The organism is Rhizobium sp. TAL182, from assembly GCF_002117725.1.
In the GTDB taxonomy this organism is placed as follows: Bacteria; Pseudomonadota; Alphaproteobacteria; order Rhizobiales; family Rhizobiaceae; genus Rhizobium; species Rhizobium esperanzae.
Window position 1 is genome coordinate 1,878,126 of record NZ_CP021024.1, and the last position, 21,388, is coordinate 1,899,513.

General features: G+C 61.3%; 22 protein-coding genes. 13 read left to right on the forward strand and 9 right to left on the reverse strand.

Annotated features, from left to right (window positions below):
* Positions 1–29 precede the first annotated feature (29 nt).
* Complete coding sequence (locus tag Tal182_RS09450) at positions 30–719, forward strand: hypothetical protein (RefSeq protein WP_085859247.1); 690 nt, start codon at positions 30–32, stop codon at positions 717–719.
* Here the strand turns inward: Tal182_RS09450 and Tal182_RS09455 are convergent.
* Together Tal182_RS09455 and Tal182_RS09460 are read right to left on the reverse strand one after the other, a co-directional pair.
* Positions 658–2,880: a DNA cytosine methyltransferase gene (locus tag Tal182_RS09455; RefSeq protein ID WP_085859248.1), complete on the reverse strand. Its 2,223-nt coding sequence runs from the start codon at positions 2,878–2,880 to the stop codon at positions 658–660. The genes Tal182_RS09450 and Tal182_RS09455 overlap by 62 nt on opposite strands.
* A 168-nt stretch (positions 2,881–3,048) precedes the next feature.
* The gene (locus Tal182_RS09460) at positions 3,049–3,639 is read right to left on the reverse strand and encodes a PIN domain-containing protein (protein WP_085859249.1); all 591 of its coding nucleotides are present in this window, start codon (positions 3,637–3,639) and stop codon (positions 3,049–3,051) included.
* Positions 3,640–3,744: 105 nt separating this feature from the next.
* Between Tal182_RS09460 and Tal182_RS09465 the strand changes: the two genes are divergently transcribed.
* From Tal182_RS09465 to Tal182_RS09490, 6 genes are all read left to right on the forward strand, one after another.
* Positions 3,745–3,927: a hypothetical protein gene (locus Tal182_RS09465; RefSeq protein ID WP_085859250.1), complete on the forward strand. Its 183-nt coding sequence runs from the start codon at positions 3,745–3,747 to the stop codon at positions 3,925–3,927.
* Between the two features lie 602 nt (positions 3,928–4,529).
* A complete protein-coding gene (blh, locus tag Tal182_RS09470) occupies positions 4,530–5,828 on the forward strand; it encodes a bifunctional sulfur transferase/dioxygenase Blh (protein WP_085859251.1) in 1,299 nt (432 codons plus the stop codon).
* The gene (bigR, locus tag Tal182_RS09475; protein ID WP_094299091.1) at positions 5,819–6,166 is read left to right on the forward strand and encodes a sulfite-sensing transcriptional repressor BigR; all 348 of its coding nucleotides are present in this window, start codon (positions 5,819–5,821) and stop codon (positions 6,164–6,166) included. The genes blh and bigR overlap by 10 nt, the downstream gene beginning before the upstream one ends.
* A complete protein-coding gene (locus Tal182_RS09480; protein ID WP_085859253.1) occupies positions 6,163–6,573 on the forward strand; it encodes a YeeE/YedE family protein in 411 nt (136 codons plus the stop codon). The genes bigR and Tal182_RS09480 overlap by 4 nt, the downstream gene beginning before the upstream one ends.
* On the forward strand, positions 6,570–7,001 hold the full coding sequence (locus Tal182_RS09485; protein WP_085859254.1) for a YeeE/YedE family protein: 432 nt from the start codon (positions 6,570–6,572) through the stop codon (positions 6,999–7,001). The genes Tal182_RS09480 and Tal182_RS09485 overlap by 4 nt, the downstream gene beginning before the upstream one ends.
* Positions 6,998–7,780, forward strand: coding sequence for a sulfite exporter TauE/SafE family protein (locus Tal182_RS09490; RefSeq protein WP_170965912.1), 783 nt, complete (start codon positions 6,998–7,000; stop codon positions 7,778–7,780). Before Tal182_RS09485 ends, Tal182_RS09490 begins: the two co-directional genes overlap by 4 nt.
* A 218-nt stretch (positions 7,781–7,998) precedes the next feature.
* Here the strand turns inward: Tal182_RS09490 and Tal182_RS09495 are convergent, their stop codons facing one another.
* Both Tal182_RS09495 and Tal182_RS09500 read right to left on the reverse strand, forming a co-directional pair.
* Positions 7,999–8,832, reverse strand: a complete 834-nt coding sequence (locus Tal182_RS09495; protein ID WP_085859256.1) for a universal stress protein — start codon at positions 8,830–8,832, stop codon at positions 7,999–8,001.
* 96 nt (positions 8,833–8,928) lie between these two features.
* Positions 8,929–11,580, reverse strand: coding sequence for an HAD-IC family P-type ATPase (locus Tal182_RS09500; protein WP_085860892.1), 2,652 nt, complete (start codon positions 11,578–11,580; stop codon positions 8,929–8,931).
* A 235-nt stretch (positions 11,581–11,815) separates the two neighbouring features.
* Here Tal182_RS09500 and Tal182_RS09505 point away from each other — a divergent pair, with 235 nt between their 5' ends.
* Together Tal182_RS09505 and Tal182_RS09510 are read left to right on the forward strand one after the other, a co-directional pair.
* Positions 11,816–12,139, forward strand: coding sequence for a TraR/DksA family transcriptional regulator (locus Tal182_RS09505; RefSeq protein WP_085859257.1), 324 nt, complete (start codon positions 11,816–11,818; stop codon positions 12,137–12,139).
* Positions 12,140–12,167: 28 nt separating this feature from the next.
* On the forward strand, positions 12,168–14,027 hold the full coding sequence (locus Tal182_RS09510; protein WP_085859258.1) for a heavy metal translocating P-type ATPase: 1,860 nt from the start codon (positions 12,168–12,170) through the stop codon (positions 14,025–14,027).
* On the opposite strand, the gene Tal182_RS09515 is transcribed toward Tal182_RS09510, so the two are convergent.
* On the reverse strand, positions 14,024–14,845 hold the full coding sequence (locus Tal182_RS09515) for a universal stress protein (protein WP_085859259.1): 822 nt from the start codon (positions 14,843–14,845) through the stop codon (positions 14,024–14,026). The two genes, Tal182_RS09510 and Tal182_RS09515, sit on opposite strands and share 4 nt — an antisense overlap.
* 129 nt (positions 14,846–14,974) lie before the next feature.
* Here Tal182_RS09515 and Tal182_RS09520 point away from each other — a divergent pair, with 129 nt between their 5' ends.
* Both Tal182_RS09520 and Tal182_RS09525 read left to right on the forward strand, forming a co-directional pair.
* Entirely contained in the window at positions 14,975–15,433 is a 459-nt protein-coding gene (locus Tal182_RS09520; protein WP_085860893.1) for a pyridoxamine 5'-phosphate oxidase family protein, read from the forward strand.
* A 44-nt stretch (positions 15,434–15,477) separates the two neighbouring features.
* A complete protein-coding gene (locus tag Tal182_RS09525) occupies positions 15,478–15,849 on the forward strand; it encodes a hypothetical protein (RefSeq protein WP_085859260.1) in 372 nt (123 codons plus the stop codon).
* Positions 15,850–15,861: 12 nt separating this feature from the next.
* Here the strand turns inward: Tal182_RS09525 and Tal182_RS09530 are convergent, their stop codons facing one another.
* Together Tal182_RS09530 and Tal182_RS09535 are read right to left on the reverse strand one after the other, a co-directional pair.
* Complete coding sequence (locus Tal182_RS09530; RefSeq protein WP_085859261.1) at positions 15,862–16,272, reverse strand: universal stress protein; 411 nt, start codon at positions 16,270–16,272, stop codon at positions 15,862–15,864.
* Position 16,273: 1 nt separating this feature from the next.
* Positions 16,274–16,573 (reverse strand): hypothetical protein, encoded by a 300-nt coding sequence (locus Tal182_RS09535; protein WP_085859262.1) that lies wholly within the window; start codon positions 16,571–16,573, stop codon positions 16,274–16,276.
* A gap of 165 nt (positions 16,574–16,738) precedes the next feature.
* Between Tal182_RS09535 and Tal182_RS09540 the strand changes: the two genes are divergently transcribed.
* Together Tal182_RS09540 and Tal182_RS09550 are read left to right on the forward strand one after the other, a co-directional pair.
* Entirely contained in the window at positions 16,739–17,722 is a 984-nt protein-coding gene (locus Tal182_RS09540) for a zinc-dependent alcohol dehydrogenase family protein (RefSeq protein WP_170965911.1), read from the forward strand.
* A 282-nt stretch (positions 17,723–18,004) separates the two neighbouring features.
* Positions 18,005–18,652 (forward strand): BON domain-containing protein, encoded by a 648-nt coding sequence (locus tag Tal182_RS09550; protein ID WP_085860894.1) that lies wholly within the window; start codon positions 18,005–18,007, stop codon positions 18,650–18,652.
* 107 nt (positions 18,653–18,759) lie between these two features.
* Here the strand turns inward: Tal182_RS09550 and Tal182_RS09555 are convergent, their stop codons facing one another.
* A complete protein-coding gene (locus Tal182_RS09555) occupies positions 18,760–20,679 on the reverse strand; it encodes a PAS domain-containing sensor histidine kinase (protein ID WP_085859264.1) in 1,920 nt (639 codons plus the stop codon).
* Complete coding sequence (locus tag Tal182_RS09560; protein ID WP_085859265.1) at positions 20,657–21,388, reverse strand: helix-turn-helix domain-containing protein; 732 nt, start codon at positions 21,386–21,388, stop codon at positions 20,657–20,659. Before Tal182_RS09560 ends, Tal182_RS09555 begins: the two co-directional genes overlap by 23 nt.

Consider the following 21,388-nt stretch of genomic DNA (forward strand, 5'->3'; position numbering starts at 1 on the left):
CTTTCTTGGTCGCTCACCGGAGAGGGAATATGTCCAAATACATCAAAAAAAGGCTCGCCGATATCAAGCGGGAAATCGGATCGTTGCTCGATTCTCTAGGAGTCGAACTGACGGTCACAAATGTTAAAGACGCCATAAGGGTAGGCACCGCCCCGAAGGCGGGCAACGCCTGCTTCTCCCCCGTCACGATCGTGTTCGGCGACAGCAATGTCACCTATTTGGACGAAGCGCGCTGGGAGGACGCCCATATCGAAGTGGATCTTTTCTCCCGCAGGACCCTTGGCGACACGGGTTGGGTGTCCTGGAAACACGAGGACACTCACCGCTACCCTATCACGCCTCCTGGCAAGGAAACCTTCGACTGGCTCCGGGAGTTGACCGAGAGAGCAGGCGTCGTTCCAGATGGCGCGGGAGCCCCCAACTGCATCGAGAATCCGAGCGTCGGCGATGTCTATCGCGTTCTCTCCAGGTTTTTCGACAACATCGAAATCGATCAGGATCTAACGGGCGCGCATGGCGATGTCGTGGAGACCATTTCCTTTACCGATGGTGTCGGGCATGAAGTGAAGATCCCGATGCATGCTGGCGAAGTCCATGCGACGTTCTACGTCGATGGCGAAGATTTCGCGACTTTCGAGCAGGAGGACACGACGACGATCAGGACGATCCTGTATCATCTGAAGAGAGCGCCGGTTCCCTCGCGAAGCGCGACCCCCTAGGGGCGTGCAGAACTGTCGGGGCGTGATCGTCCCAGGCGTCACCGCGCGCGTTTTCCTCCTCCTGTCGCCGCTCGCACTCCTCCTCGACGCGGCTCCATTCTCTCTTCACGAGAACCATCATTTCCTTGATCGGAGTCCTTAGTAGCCTATCCGGCTCGACGAGCTTGAGTTCCTCCCCCTTGAGGACTCGAACTGCCTGATGAAAAACTTTGTTTCGAGGCAGGTATTTCGACTGCCGCAATCCAGGCCTCCTGGTCGGGGCGGGTTGAGGACCAATCTTGGAATCCTCGATCACCTTCGCCTCGACTTCCTTGCCGACGTCGAAGAATTCACCCGTCAACGCGGTTCGCAAAGCCAGGCCGACGATGCGTGCCATGACAGGAGGGAGAGCGCCCTGGATCATCGGCAGCTTCTCGTCGCCTTTCGGCGCGAACCGCCAAGGAGCCGGAAAACCCTGCGCCGCGGCCAGCGCGGCAAATGTGAGCCGGGGTCTGAAATCCGTGCAATCGACTTCATCGACGCTTGGCGCGTTCTCGACGATCCAGGAGCGATCGAAGCCGCAAGACCGCCAACCTTCGCCCCAGTCGGCCCGCTTCTCCTGCTTCGTCGGTATGTCCGGCAGCATTTTCGTCCGGAATTTCCCCCGCCAATCCTTGGCCCAGCGATCGTAGTTCTTCTGGGCAGACGACCTGCCCCTCGACCGGCCCATTTCATATGCAGTCATCAAGGGAACGATCGTAGCGCCCATGCACCGCCTATAGCGTGGCCTGGGTACCGCGAATACGTTTGCGATGTCAGACCGTATTCCAATCATGAAGTCTCGGCGCGTGGAATGTGGAAGACCGAAGTCAGCGCTGTCGAGACTGAAGTCGGAGACCGCATACCCGGCCGCGGTGATCGCGGCTACGGTTTCGGCCCGTGCGACTTCTAAGCCCGGCTTCTTTCGCGCGCCGGCGTCGCTCTCGAAAAGAAAGGCCTTCGGTTTGACCGACCTCAAGAGCTTCACCATGTGAGGATGAAGATCGGGCCGCTTCTTGATCTTCTCTCCGGGAGCACAAGGCAAACCGGCTGCGAGCAAATCGACGTCAGCATGCTTGTCAAGGACGTCGGAAAGTTTCGTGACGTCGCCATGGAAGACCGGCCAGTGGGGCTGATTGATCTGAAGGGTTTCGATCGACGGCTTGTAGTTGTCGTAAAGTGCGACGTGCTGAAAGCCGGCGGCTTGGAGTCCCAAAGCCATTCCGCCGCCGCCCGCGCAGAGTTCCAATACGATAAGCGGCTTCTGATCTTCCGCTGTCGGCGAGTTGTAGCCGTCGAATGGAACCAAGCGGCTTACAGCGTCCGCGAGATCCAGCCTTCCGGCGCCGACATCTTTGTGAAGCGAGAGCCCGTTGCCGTAGCCGAACTTCCCTTCTGAAATCTGCCTAAGCGCGTAAAATGATGACGCGACGTACGCCGAATCCTCGCTTTGTCGCTTGAGTAGTTCTTGCCCAGACCCGAAGATTGCCGAGAATTCGCTAAGTGCTTCGGATGCCTCCGCGACAAGCGATTGGTGGCAGAAATCGTAGAACGCACTGTCCGCATCGAAGCTCCCGTCCGACCAGCAGTGATCGAAGTCATGCAGGTGCCTGACGAGGTCGCTGGCCTTGGATTCGAGCTTGGCGATCTTCGCCTTCAGCACTGGTGCGGCAAAGGATTCGATCGCGAAGGAGCGGTCCGCCTCCCATCGCTCCCAATCAGGCGTGCTTTCAAGTTCACGCTTCTCAGCCAACTTCGTGATCTCGTCGGGACCGAGGACCTGGCCGAGCGCGAGCATCTTCAGCACCAAGAGCTGAACCTCCTCGGGCGCGTCCGCCCAGGCGTCGATTGCCTGGACAGTCATACGGCTCCCACTCAGCAGCGTGATGCTCCGGCTCAACTTCCCGCTCAGGGCCGCGTAAAGTTTCCGAAGTCGCTCGGAACCCGCGCCAGAAAGAGCAGCGTGCTTCGCCAAATAAGCGTCAACACGACCGGGATCGAGCGCGTCGAGCATGGCTATGGAATAAGCCGCCTCCAGATAGCTCCGTGAAATGCTCTCGTTGATCGAACTGAGGCGCTCTGCGGCCCGCTGGAGGAGGACTTCCTCGACCGATGGTGGCGTGGTGTTCTTCTTTCTTGTCATGGCGGCTCCGAAATGCGTTTTCGATCGGTAGCAGCCAATGGTTGAAAGAAGGGCAAACCCATACGGTTAAGGAATCACGAGGCCTTCCGCAGGTCGACGACCCGCCAAGGATAACGATCGCGTTACTGCACGCGAAGCGCGACAGACGCCAGCCCGGCGATTACAGGTCTACGGACGCCTGCCGGGCTGGGGCCATCTCGACGAGCTGACGTCGTCGTTCGCGGGTTCGCCGAAGTGCCAGCCGACTGAAGGCTCGACGTGCCAGACGTCCGCTCGGGGGTCGTAGACGCCAGGCAACGGAAAGTGTTGGTGGATCAGGCAGAAGTCTGCCGGGTTGAGCGTGGCGATCGGAAACTGGTGGGCGATGGAGAGGGCTGCCAGCATCGGATCACACCCTAGGTTCACCCGGTCCTGCTTGATCGACCTTCCGTATCTGTCCTTCTTTTCCGGAGTGAAGAAGAAGTGCTTGAGAGGAGGATGGGCGGCCATGGTTCCCAGCACGCGGGCCGCGGTGACGTCCATTTCAGGATGAACCATCTGACTGGCGAGGAACTCTTGGAACCAGGCGAGCAGTTCTATCGCCTTTTGAGGGTTGTTCCGCTGGACATTTCGAATTCCATATTCGGTTTCGTAGATCGTGATCCACGAGACGGCGAGCGAGCCGCGTGGCAGTTCCTCCAGCCACTCCCAGATCCAGTGCGGAGGATCGGGAAGATAGGCTACGCTGATGATGTTGGTATCAACGAGAATCTGCCCCACCAGCTCGCCGCTTCCAATTGTTGGTCCCGTTTAAACGAAGGTATGCTAACTGCTTTGCGCCTGTTAAAATGTTACCGTTCGAATCTTTAATGCGGTGGAATGGGAATGAGCCGGGTCTGGACGAGCAAGGAAGCCGAGGGGAATCTCGCACGGCTGCTGGAGCAGGCCAGAACCATTGGCCCGCAGCGCATTCGCGACGAGACGGGTATTTATGTGCTGAAGCTCGAAGACGATTTCAGCAAGAGAGACGCTGCCGAGTCTCTGCTGAAACTGCGCCCAAAGGGCTAGATTTCGGCGCCTCGGCGGTAAGGATTCGTTCACCATCCTGGAAGCTTTTCGGCCTGTCGTTCTCTCGCGGTGGGCCAATGAATATTGCATAACAAGTGCGGCCGGTTCTTCGGGATTCGGCGGCAGCCGTCTCCCTTGCCGTTTCTGCGCCTTAGCATCCCGAGCGCCAGGGGCACAAGACCGAACACCGCGAACCACAGGAGATCCCAGAACAATTGGTTTTCGACGTCCATCCGAATTCAGTGGATTCCGAGTATGGAGTGGGAGAGGGCGCTGTCGAGGACGTGTCAGCGACCGAAGCCAATCAGTGCGTTCGCGAACAGAAGCCTGTCTGCTCCGCCGACAGCGAAGGCGCGCCGAGCGCGCCAGCAGCCACGGCGCCGCCGCGGCGATTTAAGCGAGCCTCTCCTCCATCTGCCAGCCCAGGCGCCGGTTGATCTCGTCGGATATCTGGGTGCTCCCCCGGTTCGTCGTCGTGGCCATGGTTGCTTCTCCTCTTCGCGGGAGCCACCGGGCGAGCACAAAGTTCCGTGCCTGACCTTGAAGAGAAATCAATATATATTATATTAGATTGTATAATGAAATTCGACACGGAGCTAGTCATGCCTGTCACCATAATATCCGAGAAACTATCGATCTCGCCGCAGCCGAGCATCGAGGACATCCGGTCGCTTCACGACAAAGGGTTCAAGACACTCATCAACAACCGACCGGACGACGAGGATCTTGCCCAGCCGGGAACGCAAGCCGAAAGCCAGGAAGCGAAGCACTGCCACCTGTCCTATGCGTTCGTCCCGGTCACGGCCGGCACGATCACCGAGGCGGATGTGCGTGCGTTCCAGCGCGCGGTCGACAAATCCGAGGGACCCGTGTTCGCCCACTGCAAGACCGGCATTCGGTCGCTAAGCCTCTACTTGATCGGCGAGGTCCTTGACGGCCGCATGTCTGCCGACGAGGTCGTCGAATTCGGACGCAGCCGCGGCTTCGACACCAGCGCCGCCGCAGCCTGGCTCGTGCAACATGCTGCCCGCAGGCCGCAGGTGGAGGGCTTCTTCGACAAGCGCACCTGGAGCGTCCAGTACGTGGTGTCCGATCCCGCGACTCGCAAGTGCGCCATCATTGACCCGGTGCTCGACTTCGATGAGAGGGCCGGTGCGACGGCGACCATCAATGCCGACGCGATCCTCGACTACGTCCGCGACAACGGGCTGACGGTCGAGTGGATCCTCGACACCCATCCGCACGCCGACCACTTCTCGGCGGCCCAGTATCTGAAGGAGAAGACTGGCGCGCAGACAGCAATCGGCGAACGCGTCGTGGACGTCCAGAAGCTGTGGAAGGGCATCTACAACTGGCCCGAGCTTGCCACCGACGGCTCGCAATGGGACCGGCTGTTCGCCCATGGCGAGCCCTTCAAGGTCGGCTCCATCGATGCCAAGGTGCTCTTCTCTCCGGGACATACGCTCGCCTCCATCACTTATGTGATCGGCGACGCGGCCTTCGTGCACGACACGCTCTTCATGCCAGACAGCGGTACGGCACGCGCCGATTTCCCCGGCGGCGACGCGCGCGTCCTGTGGAAGTCGATACAGGAGATCCTCGCGCTCCCGGACGAGACGCGGATATTCACGGGCCACGACTACCAGCCGGACGGTCGGGCGCCTCGATGGGAAAGTACGGTGGCGGAGCAGATGAAGTCCAACCCGCATTTTTCCGGCGTGACGGAAGAGGAATTCGTGGCGCTGAGGACGAGGCGTGACAAGACGCTGCCGATGCCGAAGCTCATCCTGCATGCCCTGCAGGTGAACATCCGCGGCGGGCGCCTGCCGGAGCCGGAAGCCAACGGCCAGCGCTACCTCAAGTTCCCGCTCGATGCATTTCGGGGAGCGGCATGGGAATGACCACCGATCTAAATGCGATGAGGAGGGCGGGGCTTTCCCCCGCCGAGATGGCCAGCCGGGCCGGAGAGGTAGCGAACCTCCTGAAGACGCTGTCCCATCCGGCGCGCCTGATGATCGTCTGTACCCTGGTAGAAGGCGAGTATTCGGTCGGCGAGCTTGAAGAGAAGCTCGACCTCCACCAGCCGCATCTGTCGCAGCACCTGACGGTACTGCGTGGCTCCGGGATCGTCGAAACCCGGCGGGAGGGGAAACAGATCTTCTACCGCCTGACGGAAGAGAAGGCCGCGCAACTGGTCGCCGCCCTCTATGACATTTTCTGCCTGAAGGATGACAAGTGAACGCGTATCTCCCCTCATTGGTCGGGGGTATGCTGATCGGAGTGTCGACCGTCATGCTTCTGCTCCTTAACGGCCGGATTGCCGGGATCAGCGGGGTCGTCGGGCGTCTCGCGCAAGGCGTGGGGCTCACCACCAATCTTGCGTTCGTGCTCGGGCTGCTACTCGGGCCACTCGCTTACCTGTTCGTGTTCGGCGGCTGGCCGGCTGTTCAGATCACCGTCGGCTGGCCGCTGATCATCGTCGCGGGGCTGCTCGTCGGCTTCGGCTCGCGCATGGGATCGGGCTGCACCAGCGGCCACGGCGTGGTTGGGCTTGCCCGCCTGTCGCCGCGGTCGATGGTAGCGGTCGCCACGTTCCTGACGGCTGGCGTTATCGCCGTCGCAATTCTGCGAGGTCTCGGACTATGAACCGGAACATCTACAAATTCGTGGCCGCTCTCGCCTCGGGTATCGTCTTCGGCGTCGGACTGTCCCTGTCCGGCATGCTGAACCCGGTCCGGATCCAAGGCTTCCTCAACGTGTTCGGCGCCTGGGATCCGAGCCTTGCCTTCGTTCTCGGCGGCGCCGTCATCGTCGCCTTTTACGGCGTGCAGGTGATGAAGCGGTTGCGGCATCCAGCCTTTGACGACAGCTTCCACGTGCCGACGAGCCGCCGGATCGATGCTCCGCTGGTCGTTGGTTCGGCCTTGTTCGGCCTGGGCTGGGGGATCGGCGGCTTCTGTCCCGGTCCGGCAGTCGCATCCCTATCGGTCGGCCTTCCCCAGCCGTTCCTGTTCGTCATCGCCATGCTGGTCGGGATGACCTTGTATGACAGAGTGTGGAGCAGGCGGACGTGAGCACCTCCATTTTGGTGGCAGTTGGCTCCGGCGGGATCGTCGGCTTCATGCTCGGCCTGCTCGGCGGCGGCGGGTCCATTCTGGCGACGCCGCTACTCCTCTACGTGGTTGGCGTAACCCAGCCGCATATCGCGATCGGAACGGGTGCGCTTGCGGTCTCGGCGAATGCCTTCGCGAACTTCGCAAGCCACGCGATCAAGGGGCACGTCTGGTGGCGCTGCGCAGCCGTCTTCTCTGCGCTCGGCGTCATCGGCGCCCTCGGCGGCTCCAGCCTCGGCAAGGCGGTGGATGGAGACAGCCTGATATTCCTATTCGGCGTCCTGATGATGGTCGTCGGCGCTCTGATGCTGAAGCCTAGGAAGGCGGTGACGGTAGAGTGCCGTCCGGTCGACCTCAGGATGTGCCTTGCCACCGCCGCCGTGGCACTCGCCGCCGGCGCTGCATCCGGCTTCTTCGGCATCGGCGGGGGCTTCCTGATCGTTCCCGGCCTCATGCTGGCGACGGGCATGCCGATGATCAACGCGATCGGCACATCTCTCCTCTCCGTCGGTGCGTTCGGACTGGCAACGGCCTTGAACTATGCCAGTTCAGGCCTGGTGGACTGGTGGCTTGCCGCCGAATTCATCGGCGGAGGCATCGTCGGCGGCGTACTCGGCATGCTGCTCGCCACCCGGCTCAGCGCCTACAAGAACATTCTCAACCGCCTGTTCGCAGCGCTCATCTTCGTGGTTGCTGCATACATTTTGTATCGGAACTGGGGGACGGTGATGCCGGGCTAAGACGCCAAGCGAAGGCCTCGACAGCAGGCGAGCCGCGACTTCCGGCCAGAAGAGACCCTTGCGTATGAAGAGCGAGCGACCGTTGCAACACCAACACGTTGACCATCTTTAGAGACCAGCGGCGGCGTCGCTGATGGAGATGGTCGTACCCATCGTGTCTGAAAGCGACATGCCGCCACGCCGGGCACGGCGCGCGTGCAACGCGGCCGTGTCCTTCCTCAATGCGCCATGAATATTGGCATGCTGCTTCGCTCGATCATGTTGCGCGTCACGCCTCCGAAGAGCGTCTGCTGCCACCGAGGGTGATTGTATGCTCCCATGACGATCAGATCGGCGTTCACGTCCATCGCATGCTGCCTCAGGACCTCGTCGGCCGTGTTTCCGCCGCTGGCCACACGATCCACCTGAACCTTCACCCCATGACGAGACAGGAAGCTCGCGATGTCGGCGCCTGGTTCTTCTCCATTCACCCGCTCTCGCGAGACTGGATCGACCATCGTCACGTAGACGCAGTCCGCCGTCTTCAACAGGTCGAGCGCCTGCCTTGCGGCACGCGATGCCTCGTCGCTCGAATCCCACGCCAGCACGATCGATTTGGAAGTGGAAGAGAGCGGCCGCCGTCCGCGGTTGATGATGACCGGCGTCGGCGTCTGGAACAGGGCGCCATCCATGACCCTTTTCTGCAGTTCCTCGTCCTTGCACGCTTGGCGGCCGACGAGAACGACGTCGGCATAGAGCGCCCGTTCTGCAACGTCCTCCCGCGCAAAAGCATATTCAGTGTAGACGTCCTGCACGTCGTAGGACAGACCGGTGCGCGAGAGATACGCCTTGATCTCTTCGGCCTTCTTGACGAGTTCCTCGATTTCGCGCTGGCGTTCTTCCAACCAGATGGTCGACAGGGAGTTGTATTCTCCCATCATCGGCGACGCGCCCATGCAGATCACGACTGCGCTGAGATGCGCTCCGGAGGCTTCGCAAAACTCCACGGCGGCCTTCAGGTCTTCGTCGAAATATTTGGACGTCAGGATGCTCAATACCGTGCGAATGGACATTTCGATCACCTCTCTTGTTGAATATCGGGATGATAACGGCACTTGCGGCGCCGTCTTTGATCTTCGTCAAGCAACACGGGATGATCGTTCGCGGCGTCATCGGGAGAAGAACTTGTCGACCTCGGTCACGAGAACGAGTGAGCTCGCCACCAGCATGCTGAGACCCCATTCAAGAGGCGTAATGGGCGAAAGGCCAAGAGTTATGCTGAGCCACGGCACGTACATCGCCGAGATATGGATAGTCTGCGCGGCGAGCACGCTTAGGAGGAGGAAGCGATTCCGAAGAATGTCGATGGAGAATATCGATCGTCTTTCGGAGGAACTTGCCAGGGTCTGGACGTTCTCGAACATCACGAAGATGAGAAGCGCCAAGTTGCGTGCTTCGGAAACGCCATAACCATGCGCAAGCATCCACTGGAAGGCCAGGAACGCTGCCCCGCCAATGACGAGCGTCGATTGGACGACGCGCCGGATCATCAGCCGGTCGAGGACAGGCTCGTGTGGAGAACGCGGCGGTCCCGCCAGCTCGTCTCCTTCCGGTCTTCCGCCCGCAAGTGCGACGTCCTGGATGCCGTTCGTCACGAGATTGAGCCATAGAAGCTGAACAGCGAGGAGTGGCATGGGCAGCCCGAATGGCAGCGCGAGCATGAAGAGCAAGACCTCCGCGACGCCCGTTGCGACCGACATCAGCACCACCTTGCGGATGTTGCGATAGGCCGCCCGGCCTTCTGCTATCCCCACGACGATGGATGCGAAGTTGTCGTCGGTGATGACGAGATCGGCGCTCTCCTTTGCGACCTCGGTTCCCCTGAGCCCCATTGCGACGCCGACATGCGCTCTCTTCAACGCCGGACCGTCGTTCACACCGTCTCCTGTCACGGCGACGATATGGCCATTCCGGATCAACGATCCGACGATCGCCGATTTCTGCGCCGGCTGCACACGGGCGTAGATGCGGGCCTCTCTTGTAATCTCGTCGAGCCGTTGGTCGCCCGCTCGTTCGGCTTCATCGACGTCCTTGCCCAAGACGACCTGGCTGGCGTGAAAGCTCAAGCCGCAATCTCTGGCAATCGTGGCGGCGGTCCGGGGGTCGTCCCCTGTAACCATCACGACCTCCACACCTGCCGCACGGCAATCTTTCATAGCGCTCGGCACTTCCGGCCGAACTGGGTCCTGTAGTCCGGCTAGGCCTAAGAACACGAGATCGACAAGGTGACCATGTCCAAGGCTTTCGACGAGAGTCGCGCCGACTTCCCCTTCCGCGAAAGCAAGCACCCTGAGCCCTCGAGCGGCCATCTGTTCCTTCTGCGCCAAGAGCGAAGCGCGGTCGATTTCGACCACGTTTGCTGCTGAGTCCATCCGATCCGCCATCTCGATGAGCACCTCCGGAGCCCCCTTGACGAAGACATGGATACAATCGCTGCCGTGATGGAAGGATGCTGCGTATTTGCGCTCGGGCTCGTAGGCGATCCTTGCCGCCAGTGGGTATCGGTCATTCAGCTCTTCCGGCCCCATCCTTGCCTTCCGTCCTGCTGCAAGAAGCGCCACGTCGACCGTGTCTCCGGCGGCCACCCAGAGATCGTCCTGGCGAACGAGGCTTCCTTCGTTTGCGAGCAGTGCAGCGCGCAGCAGCCTGCGCGCCCTCTCACGGACAAGATCGCCGTCCAGGCCGTTCGCGCTGATCTCGCACCTGTCAAGATCGGCATGGGCGTCCAGGACAATGTCCGTTCCGTCCGGCAGCCGGATTTCGGTCACCGTCTGAACGTTGCTGGTCAAGGTGCCGGTCTTGTCCGTTGCGATCAGCGTGGTCGAACCCAGGGCCTCGACGGCCGGCATGTTCCGAACGATGACGTTGCGGGCGGCCATCCGCCGCATGCTGACGGCAAGAGCGATGGAGATCGCGATCGGAAGGCCTTCGGGGACAGCGCTCACCGCCAGTCCCACGGACATCATGACAAGATCGTGCAGAGGGAGCCCCTGCATGAAGCCCGCGAGGACCAGCACTAATGCTGCCACTCCTACGAAGACCGCGAGCGCGTTCGTGAACTTCGCCAGACGGGCGACGAGCGGAGGCAGCGACGAACTGGCTCTTTCCAATTCGACGGCGATGCGGCCCAAGTTCGTCGCGGTACCAGTAGCGGTCACGACGCCTTTGGCTCGCCCGCGAGTCACCAGTGCACCCGCGAGCAGCAGCAAGGAACTGCCTGTTTCATCCGGCGAGCCTTCGACTGTTCGCCCTTTGGGGACCGGCATCGACTCTCCTGTCAGAAGCGACTCGTCGCACCGGAGGTCGCTCGCATCGACAAGCGTCAGATCGGCAGGGATTCTGTCACCCGATTCGAGAAGAACGAGATCGCCCACGACCAGCCGCTTGGCCTCGATCCGGCAGGCCACCCCGTCCCGGATGACCCTGGCCGACGGCTGCTCAAGTTTTCGAAGGGCGGCCGCCGCTCGATCCGCCGAATATTCCTGGTAGGTGCCTATGGAGGCATTGATCAGAAGCACGACGAGAATGAACAGGCCGTCTTCGATCCTGCTGGTCGAAAACGACAGCGCCGATGCCAGCAGAAGGATGTAGATGATCGGGTTGCGGAATTGGATGAGGTAGATCTTAAGCGGCGATGGGGGCTCAGGCTCGGGCAGCGTGTTGGGTCCAAGCTCGGCTAGGCGTTCCTCGGCCTCCTCGCTTGTCAGTCCGATCACCGCAGGCGTCGTGGGGGCGGGTGTCTGCGCCGTGAGATTCATCATGGGCTCCGGGCTTGTCGCGACGATTTCATCGAAAGTTCCCATGATAGCCTATGTGCTTCCACGCACGTGACATTGACCGGGATCAAGGAGCTCCGATCGCACTGAGATATGCTTGAGCCGATTTGTGGACCGCGGTTTTGCGGCCACTGCGTTTCGAAAGCGCGGCGCTTGGATCGGTTCCCGACGGTGGCGCGTGTGGGCCCGCATTGATCAGGCAAGATTGGAAGGCACTAAAATGAGTGAGAGCTCGGTACGGACCGTATTGCAGACGATGAAGAATGACCTTGTCCGCCGTCTCGGAGCGATCGATGCGGATCTCTGCGTCGCCCTCGAGAAGGACAGCGAGGAGCGCGCGAGCCAGGTCGAAAACGATGAGGTTCTTCGCGAGATGCAAGCCGAGGGGCGCGACCAGATCGCGGCCATCGAAGCGGCGATCGATAGGCTGAACGACGGCACATACGGGAAATGCGTCAAATGCCACAATCCGATCGGTAACGAGCGGCTGACTGCTGTTCCCTATACTCCGTTCTGCATCGATTGCGCAAAGTCGTTCCGCTGAGGCTTCTGGTTTAATGGGAGGGTGAGAGGTGGATACAGCGGCGGCTTGGTGGGCTGATAGGTGGACGGCGCCTGAGGGAGGGCTGTCGCGACTGAGGGCGGGCCCCCGGTCGGGCCTTCTGGTGCTGTCGTCGCTGCTTGCGCTTGCGGCCGCATTCGCCTTCTATCTCTTGGGGCACGGCCTTGGATATCGGTTAATCCTGGTGGGCTGCACCAGCCTGAGTCTGCTGTCTCTTTGCGTCGAGATCGCCAAGAAGCTGCGGAAAGAGGAATACGGGCTGGACCTGATCGCGGCCCTGGCCATGGGGTCCTCCTTATGGTTCGGTGAATATCTCGCCGGAGCGATAGTCGGACTCATGTATTCCGGCGGCCAGTTTCTGGAGGCATACGCACATCGTCGCGCCGACGAGGGAATGTCGGCTTTGCTGGCGCAAGTTCCGCGGACCGCCCTGCGGCTTGCCGGGAGTGGTTTCGAAGAAATTCCGATCGAGGCGGTCGCAGTCGGCGACGTGCTCCTGATACGAAAGGGAGACGTCGTACCGGCCGACGGGGCGCTCGTCGGCGAATTCGCAACGATCGACCAGGCGGTTTTAACCGGAGAGCCTTTCCCGGTGCGCATCGCCAGGGGCGGAAAGATTTCGAGCGGCGCTACGAACGAGGGCGACGCCATTGAAATCCGCGTTCTAAGCCGTACCGAGGACAGCAGCTACGCAGGAATTGTCAGACTCGTGGAGGCGTCGAAGCGGTCCAAGGCGAAGCTGGTGCGCCTGGCCGACCGGTTCTCGGTCTGGTTCCTGTTGGCAACGATCGTGGTCGCAGGAGTATCGGCAATCTTGTCCGGAGACATGTCACGGATCGTGGCCGTGCTGGTTGTCGCCACGCCCTGTCCGTTGATCCTTGCCGTACCCGTCGCTCTTGCGGCCGGCACTTCAAAGGCCGCCAAAGAGGGCGTTCTGGTGAAGGGAGCGGGACCTTTAGAGACCCTCGCCCAAGCCACCGTCGTAGTGTTCGACAAGACGGGGACCCTTACCGCAGGACAACCCGAAGTGGGGGTGATAGACGGCTCGGAGCATCCGGACAGAATCCTGCGGCTGGCCGCCTCGCTGGACCAGGCGTCCGGCCATGTGGTCGGACGCGCGCTGGTGGACGAGGCCCATAGGCGTGGATTGATGTTGACCCGCCCGTCGGGGGTGACCGAGACCGCGGGATCTGGGATTTCCGGAATTGTCGATGGCGTGCATGTCGACGTCGGAGGAGACACCTATTTCGGAGAGGCTCCGCCGTCCGGGCCGAACGGTTCAGGTAGCGCAATGCGTGTGAAGGTGCTCCTTGACGGCGCGCTGGCTGGCGCGATCACGCTCGAAGACCGCCTTCGCAATGACGCCATCCAGCTCGTCAACCAGCTCAGGGCATCAGGGATATCTCGAATAGTCCTCGCTTCCGGGGATGAATTGGCTATCGCCACAGCCATAGCTCGCTCGCTGAGCCTGGACGGCGTCGAGGCGAGGCTCGATCCCGCAGACAAAGTCGCAGTCATCGAGAAGGAGCGCGCCCACGGGAGAGTGCTGATGGTCGGCGACGGGGTGAACGACGCGCCGGCGCTGGCGGCAGCCGACGTCGGGATCGCGGTGGGCGTCGAAAACCTTGCGGCGGCCGCGGAGGCTGCGGATATCGTACTCGTCCGGGACGACCTGACGCAGATAGCGAAGGCGATCGGCATCGCTCGTCGTTCACGCAAGATCGCGCTTCAGAGCATCTATGCGGGCATAGGTCTCTCGCTCATCGCGATGGGGTTTGCGGGAGCGGGATACCTTCCGCCGGTCGGCGGTGCGTTGCTTCAGGAGGTCATCGACGTGGCGGTCATCCTCAACGCCCTTCGCGCCCTCTAATGGGCGAGAAGCACCGGTAGCTCGGCCTTGACGAGCAGGTCTCGAGTGACGCCGCCGAGGATGAATTCACGAAGTCGGGAATGGCCGAATCCGCCCGCGACCAGGAGGTCTGCTTTACGCTCCAGCGCAGCCGATTGGATGGCAGCGGTCGCGGTTTCTCCGCCTGCCTGGATGGACACGTCTTCCACGTCGAATCCCGAGTGCTTCAAGGACGAGATCAAGAGCGAGCGGTTCGGCTCGTCGATCACCTTGTCGTCCGTGATCGAGATGACCTGCACCTTGGTGGCGCGCTCGATGAAAATGCGGGCGCAGGACAGGGCACGCGCGGCGGTGGCGCTGCCGTCCCAGGCAACGGCGATCGTGTCTACACGAGAGCAGATGCTCGTGGCGGGATATAGCACGAGGGGACGGCCGCTTCCGAACAACAGCGTCTCGGAAAGCTCGCGGGAGAGCTCCGAGGCCTCGACGATGGACAGGTCGTGGCACCTGCTGATTTCGGAAAAGTGTTCAAACACGAACGGCTCCGTGGCCTCAAATCCATGGATTCGCACTTGGATGCCAGTCTCGGCAACAGCGTGGGTGATATGTTCCCGCAGCGAAGTCCCGCTGTCCCGGCTATATCGCTCTGCTTGCCCCCGCCATGTGTCGACATCGATTAATGTGGGAAAGGGCTGATGGACCTGAGGAATCCGGACTTGCGGGATGCTGGCGACGAGATGGGCGTCATTCTGCCGGGCGAGGTCGATAGCATTGTCGATTATGGTGAAGGAACTCGCGTCGGGATAGGTCGGCAACGGAAGATGGAACTGCGGCTTCATGCTGGCCTCCTAAGGTTAAACAGCCGTCATGATGCATGCCGCGGAGAGAGTCTGCATTGCGCTTTGTCAAGGCGGTGGCGCAACGACGCTCTTATGATCGCGCCTTCATGCAAGCTGGAGAACACGGCCATGACGATCAAGCTGACGGAGATAAACCCCGGTGAGTGTTACCGGATCCTCGAGAATGAGCGCTTCGGTCATCTCGCATGCTGTATGAATGGCCAGCCGTACGTGGCGGCAATCTACTTCGCCTTTTCCAGCGGCGTCGCCTATAGCTTCACCATGCCTGGCAAGAAGCTCGACTGGATGCGGGGGAACGACAAGGTCTGCCTTCACGTCGAACAGCGTGCCGCCGCCGGCGGTTGGAAAAGCGTCGTTGTCGACGGTCGGTTCGAGGAGTTTCCGGACAGCGACGCGCGACGGAGCGAAAGGCTCCATGCGTGGTCGCTTCTCCAAAAGTATTCGGACTGGTGGGAGATCGGCTCCATGAAGCCCCACGAGCTCCCCACGCTCGAAGGCTCACCGCATGTCTTCTACGGCATTGTCGTCACGGCCGTGTCGGGACGGAGCGCAATCAGATCGGAATGACCGTCGATGCCTGAGCCGCCCATATCTCACAAACGGAGCACTACATGGCATATCTACCCAGCCTCCATCCAAACGCCACATTCAACTTCAATCTCGCACCCATCTTTCGCGCGGGGGTTGTGATCCAAGACGTGACCTTCGCCGCGTCGGCCAAGGTCACCACGGATTTGACGGAGTCCGCCGCGCGGCGAGGGCTTCGATGCTTTGAATTTCTGACTCGACTTGGCTGCAGTATCGACCACGGCGATGCGGTCGAAGTCCTTTCTGACTTCGTCGAGACCGAGCTGGAGGAATATCCCAGGGAAGTGGCGCGGCTGTACGAGGTCGGGTCACGAACGTTGTCGCACGCCGCCGAACTATGTCGTGACGTCGCCGCCGGTCAGGTCAGGGAGACGGAAGCGAAGACGGTCGTGTGAAGCGTGCGGCGGTCAACGGGTCGTTCGCAAGACGAGCACGGAGCATGGTGCGCGCTGCACGACATGGTCCACGACCGAGCCGAAGACGCGGTCGAGCACGTCGTCCCGGTGAGAGGCGATCACGACGAGATCCGCGGCGATCTCCTTCGCTGTCGCGACGATGACCTGAGACGGGTTGCCCGCGCGGACGTGTATAGAGGCAGGAGTGTCGATCGACCGCAGGGCTTCCGCAAGTCTGGTCTCGGCGGCGGCTATCACCTCGACCGCCCAATCGTCCGGCGAGGCCGATGAGGGCAGGCCCTCCACCGCGTGAACGAGGTGGAGGCTTCCGTTGGGGGCGAGCTGCTCGCGCGCCGTTTCGACGAGTTGGAGCATGCGTTGCCGGGAGCCTCGGCCGATGGCGCAGACGACTGTGGCAAACATGTCAGTATATGTCCTTTCCAGACAGGCTGACGAACTCGGTGGTCAGTCCATCGCCATGCGCTTCCTTGAGAAGCCGGTCGGCGCTCATGATGTCGAGACACATGGTGCCAGTGAAGGATTGCCGGAGCGCGCAACAGAAATGGTCTCTCGCCCATGCCTGGGCTCGCGGCGTCGCTGTGGTCACCTCCCAGCGATCCTCGTCCCGACGTTCAAGAACAAGGTCCGCGGACGTCCGTTCGACGTGCCCAATCGTTGTTGCGGCACCCGTTGGTGTCTTACAGGTTGCTTCTTGTTCGCGCATGTCCGTCTCCTTTGGATGAGGTCGTGGCGCTCTTTCCAGAGCCTATTGGACCCTCGGCATTCCGTCTTTGACGAGCATCAATCCGGATGCTTGACCGGGATCAAGTCGAAGTCGGGAGGGTGGTGATACGACTAGCGCCGGTGGTACATGCCGATGGAGGGAAACGTGAGGGCGATGGTACTCGAACAGGTGGGCCGGCCGCTTCGTCTCTCGGAGCGGCCGGATCCGCTGGCGCGGCATGGCCAGGTCGTCGTTAAAGTCGAAGCCTGCGGGGTCTGCCGCACGGACCTTCATGTCTGCGACGGAGACCTCTCCAAGCCAAAGCTTCCCCTCGTTCCGGGCCATGAGATTGTTGGGACCGTTATGGCAGCGGGCGAGGGCGTTCCTGGTCGACTGATCGGTCGAAAGGTCGGGGTACCGTGGCTGGGCCACACCTGCGGCCATTGCGCATATTGCCGAGAGGGTCGCGAGAATCTTTGCGACGAGCCCGGCTTCACCGGGTACACGATCGATGGCGGCTTCGCGACGCATGCGGTCGTCGAAGCGGGCTACGCGTTCGAACTGCCTGACGATACGGATCCGGTGGCGACTGCGCCTCTTCTTTGCGCGGGCCTCATCGGGTGGCGATCTCTGAAGATAGCGGGCGAGGGGAGGACGATCGGCATCTACGGGTTCGGCGCGGCCGCCCACATCCTCGTGCAGGTGTGCAAGCATCGGGGCCAGAGCGTCTATGCGTTCGTGCGTCCTGGAGACGATGCCGGGCGGAAGTTCGCGCTTGATCTTGGCGCCGTCTGGGCCGGGTTCTCCGGTGAAAGGCCGCCGGTGCCGCTCGACGCCGCCATCATCTTCGCGCCGGCCGGGCAGCTCGTACCGATGGCGCTCGACGTGGTGCGGAAGGGTGGAACGGTGATCTGCGGCGGCATCCACATGTCCGACATCCCAAGCATGCCCTACCGTCTGCTCTGGGGCGAGCGGCGAGTAGTCTCGGTGGCGAACCTGACCCGGAACGACGGAGCCGAATTCTTCTCGATCGCCAAGGCGGCCGGGGTACGATGCGTCACCAGCGTTTACGCTCTCGAGAATGCGAACGACGGCCTCGACGACCTGCGCGCAGGCCGTGTTACAGGCGCCGCCGTGCTCGTTCCGTAGCTGAGGATCAATCCGGATTATCCGGCAACACGGAAGCTTTTCCGACGACGGACGTCGGCCAACTGCTCGCAATTCTCATTAGGGAGCATGCCCGCGCGCTCGTCACGGTCGCAAGGAACGGCCGTCTCTTCGTTGCCGCCGACGTGCAAACCCGGTAGCGACCGCGGAGGCGGTATTCGGCCCGATGCGATCACAAGGTCGCTCTCGTGCTTGATGAAGATCAACGACGAAGTTCTGCGGCACTGGCACGATCGACATGTCTTAAACCTGAAGGAGGTTGTCATGGACGACATTCGTCTCAGACAGAACATTCTCGATGAAATGGAATTTGAGCCCAGCATCGACGCGGCTGGTATCGGCGTTGCGGTCCACAGCGGGATCGTGACCCTGACCGGACACGTGCGCACCTACGCGGAGAAGGAGGCCGCAGAGCGGGTAGCTAGTCGCGTCAAGGGCGTACGCGGAATAGCTGCCGACATCGAGGTCCAGATTTTCGGTCCGAAGGCAACAGACGACGACGACATCGCCCGGCGGGCTGTCAAGATGCTCGACTGGAACGTCTCCGTGCCGAAGGATTCGGTGCAGGTGCGGGTCCTAACGGGGTGGATCACCCTGAGAGGCCAGGTCGAGTGGCAATATCAAAAGAACGCAGCCTACGACGCAGTGCGTGATCTCGCCGGCGTGGTCGGCGTCTCGAACCTGATCGAGCTGAAACCGCGTATCACGGCGGTGGACGTCAAGAAGCGCATCGAGGACGCATTCCAGCGCGACGCCGCTTTGGAGGCCGATGCAATCAAGATCGATGTCAAAGGCGGAAAGGTTATCCTCTCCGGCAACGTGAAGACCTGGTCGGAACGGCAGGCGGCGGAGCGTGCCGCGTGGTCTGCACCGGGGATCAGCACTCTCGACGACCGGCTGACGGTCGGGTGATCGAATGTTGGGAGCGGCTGGAGTTAGCCGCTCCGCCCACTCAATAGCAAGAGCGCCGCTGCGACCGCCTCGCACACGTCACCAATCCCGAGATCAAAGGTCCGCCGTCAAGCAGAACCGCCATCATGCTTCGTGTCGAGCAACAGCCTGAGATGGGTCGACATCTCCGATGCCGTGTACGGCTTCTTTAGCCAGCCGGCGCCCGCTTCGATCTCCTTTTCTGCAGCATGGGGCTCCGAAAAGCCGGACGTGAGGAGAATTTTTACCCGCGGCCAGCGCTCGCGAACCTTGCGGGCCAGTTCGTCGCCGTTCATTCCAGGCATGGCCACATCGGTGAACAGGAGCGCTATGTCCTGCGACGCCTCCAATTCCTTCAATGCGTCGATTCCGTTCGTCGCTTCGATCACGGTGTAGCCGAGCGTCTGTAGACGGCTGACCGTCACTCTGCGAACTCTCGCGTCGTCTTCGACGACCAGAATGGTTTCAGTTCCATGAGACGGGGTGTGCTCGGTCTGCCCTTTTTCCGGATGGGGATCCTTCCCGCCATCGGCGCGTGGAAGGAAGAGGCGAACCGTGGTCCCCTCGCCAGGTTCGCTGTAGAGCTGCAGGTGTCCTGCGGATTGCTTTGCGAAACCGTAGACCATGCTTAGCCCGAGTCCCGTTCCCGAACCCGTCGGCTTCGTTGTGAAGAACGGCTCGAATGCTCTCTCCCTAACCTCGCTTGTCATTCCAGTCCCTGTGTCGGTAACCGAAATGAGGACGTATCTGCCGGGTCGGATTGCCGGATAAATCCCAGCGTAATCGGAATCGATCTCGACGCCGGATATCTCGATCGTTAAACGGCCTCCGGCAGGCATTGCGTCTCTGGCATTGATCGAAAGATTGAGAAGCGCACTCTGGAGCTGCGCCTTGTCTGCCATTGCGGTCAACCGCCGTCCGGGAATGACCGTCCGGAGTTCGACGGAGTCGCCGAGCGTTCGCTGGACGAGGTCCGAAAACTCTCCAAGCAGGGCGCCGACGTCCAGCTCCTTCGGTGCGAGAGCCTGCCGCCTTCCGAACGCGAGAAGCTGAGAGGTAAGTCTGGCACCGTCGTCGGCCGCGGACTGCGCCTCCCGCAGCAGGGACAACTGCCCCGGCTCAACTAGACTGGCCTCCAGCATCTCGAGATTACCGCTGATGACCGCCAGAAGATTGTTGAAGTCGTGGGCGAGCCCTCCCGTCAACTGTCCGACCGCCTCCATCTTCTGCGACTGCCGCAGCTCGGCCTCGATGCGGTGGCGGCTCGTCAGATCCCTGACGAAGCCCGTGAAGATCCGTTTGCCGCCGGCAACCGCCTCGCCGACGGAGAGCTCCATTGGAAAGGTGGTCCCGTTCTTCCTCAGGCCGACGACCACGCGTCCGTACCCGATGATCCGTCGGCGCCCGGTCCGAATGTATGAATCCAGATATCCGTCATGTGCCTCCCGGTCGGGAGAGGGCATGAGCATGGAGACGTTCTGCCCGATGGCCTCGTGCGCGGAGTAACCGAAGAGTTTCTCTGCCGCAGCGCTGAAAGAAGTAATAATACCTCTGTCGTCTATGACGACCATTGCGTCTGGTACCGTATCAAGAATGGACTGGAGGTGAGCCTGCCGCTCCCGCAGCTCATCCCCGACCTGCTGCATGAGCGTCACGTCGTAGTTGGATTGGACGATAAGCGTGTCGGGATCGCCAAGTTCGAGAACAGTCCACCGCGTAGCGATCGCCAGTCTGACACCGTCCTTCCGTCGGTGCTCCACCTGACCGCTCCAGAACCCCATTCTACGCACATTGGCCCGAAGCTTGTACAAGTCGACCGGAAATCGCGTATCGAGGAGTTCGTGGACCACCTTTCCCACGGCCTCCTCGGCGGACCATCCGTAGAGCTGCTCGCAGCCCGAGGTCCAGCGCTGGATGACGCCGTCGAAACCGTGGACGATTAGGTTGGCCACGTCGAACATGCGCACGATCCGGTCCAGATCGGTTTCACTGGTAGCGTGTTCCAGCATAGCGTGCTCCAGAATGTTCTTCGAAGTCGTCGTCCGGGTCTTCGACGGCGGTGCGGGCCAACGCCGACCGGCTGGCCACCTTGAACTGATGCTTGTCAGCAGGCAATAGGATGCCTTTGGCGACAAGTTTGGTAAGCGTCCTCGACACGGTCTCGATCGTCATGCCCAGGTGGTCGGCGATGTCGGCGCGGACCATCGGCAGACTGATCGTCCGGCCATCCCGTCCCTCGTTCCGTTCAAGCCGCTGCAGCAGAAAGGTGCAGACTCGCTGCTCGGCGTTCTTGTGCGACAGCAGGAGCATGTGGTCCTGCGCTGCAGAAATCTCGTCTCGTAGTTGCGACAGAAGCTGAAGCCGGAATTCAGGCACCATTTGCAGCTCCTCTTCCAGCGTGCGCTTGTTGATCCGGGTGAAGGACACGTCGTCGATCGCCTCGCCTGCAAACATGTAACGGTTGCGAAAAGACAAGCCGACTAGGTCGCCCGCTCCAAGAAAGCCGATGATGAGGCGGCGCCCGTCCGAAAGAAACCGGCATATGCGGACGTTTCCGCGGACGATGCGAAACACATGGCGGGCGGCGTCGCCCTCGAAGAAGATCGTGGTTCCCGCCTGGGCTGTCTCGATGGTCTGGCCCACGAACAGAGGCGCGAAGTCGATCATTCCTTGCGCTAGTGGCCGTTCAAATGAGTGAATATTCGATACCGCAGGCAT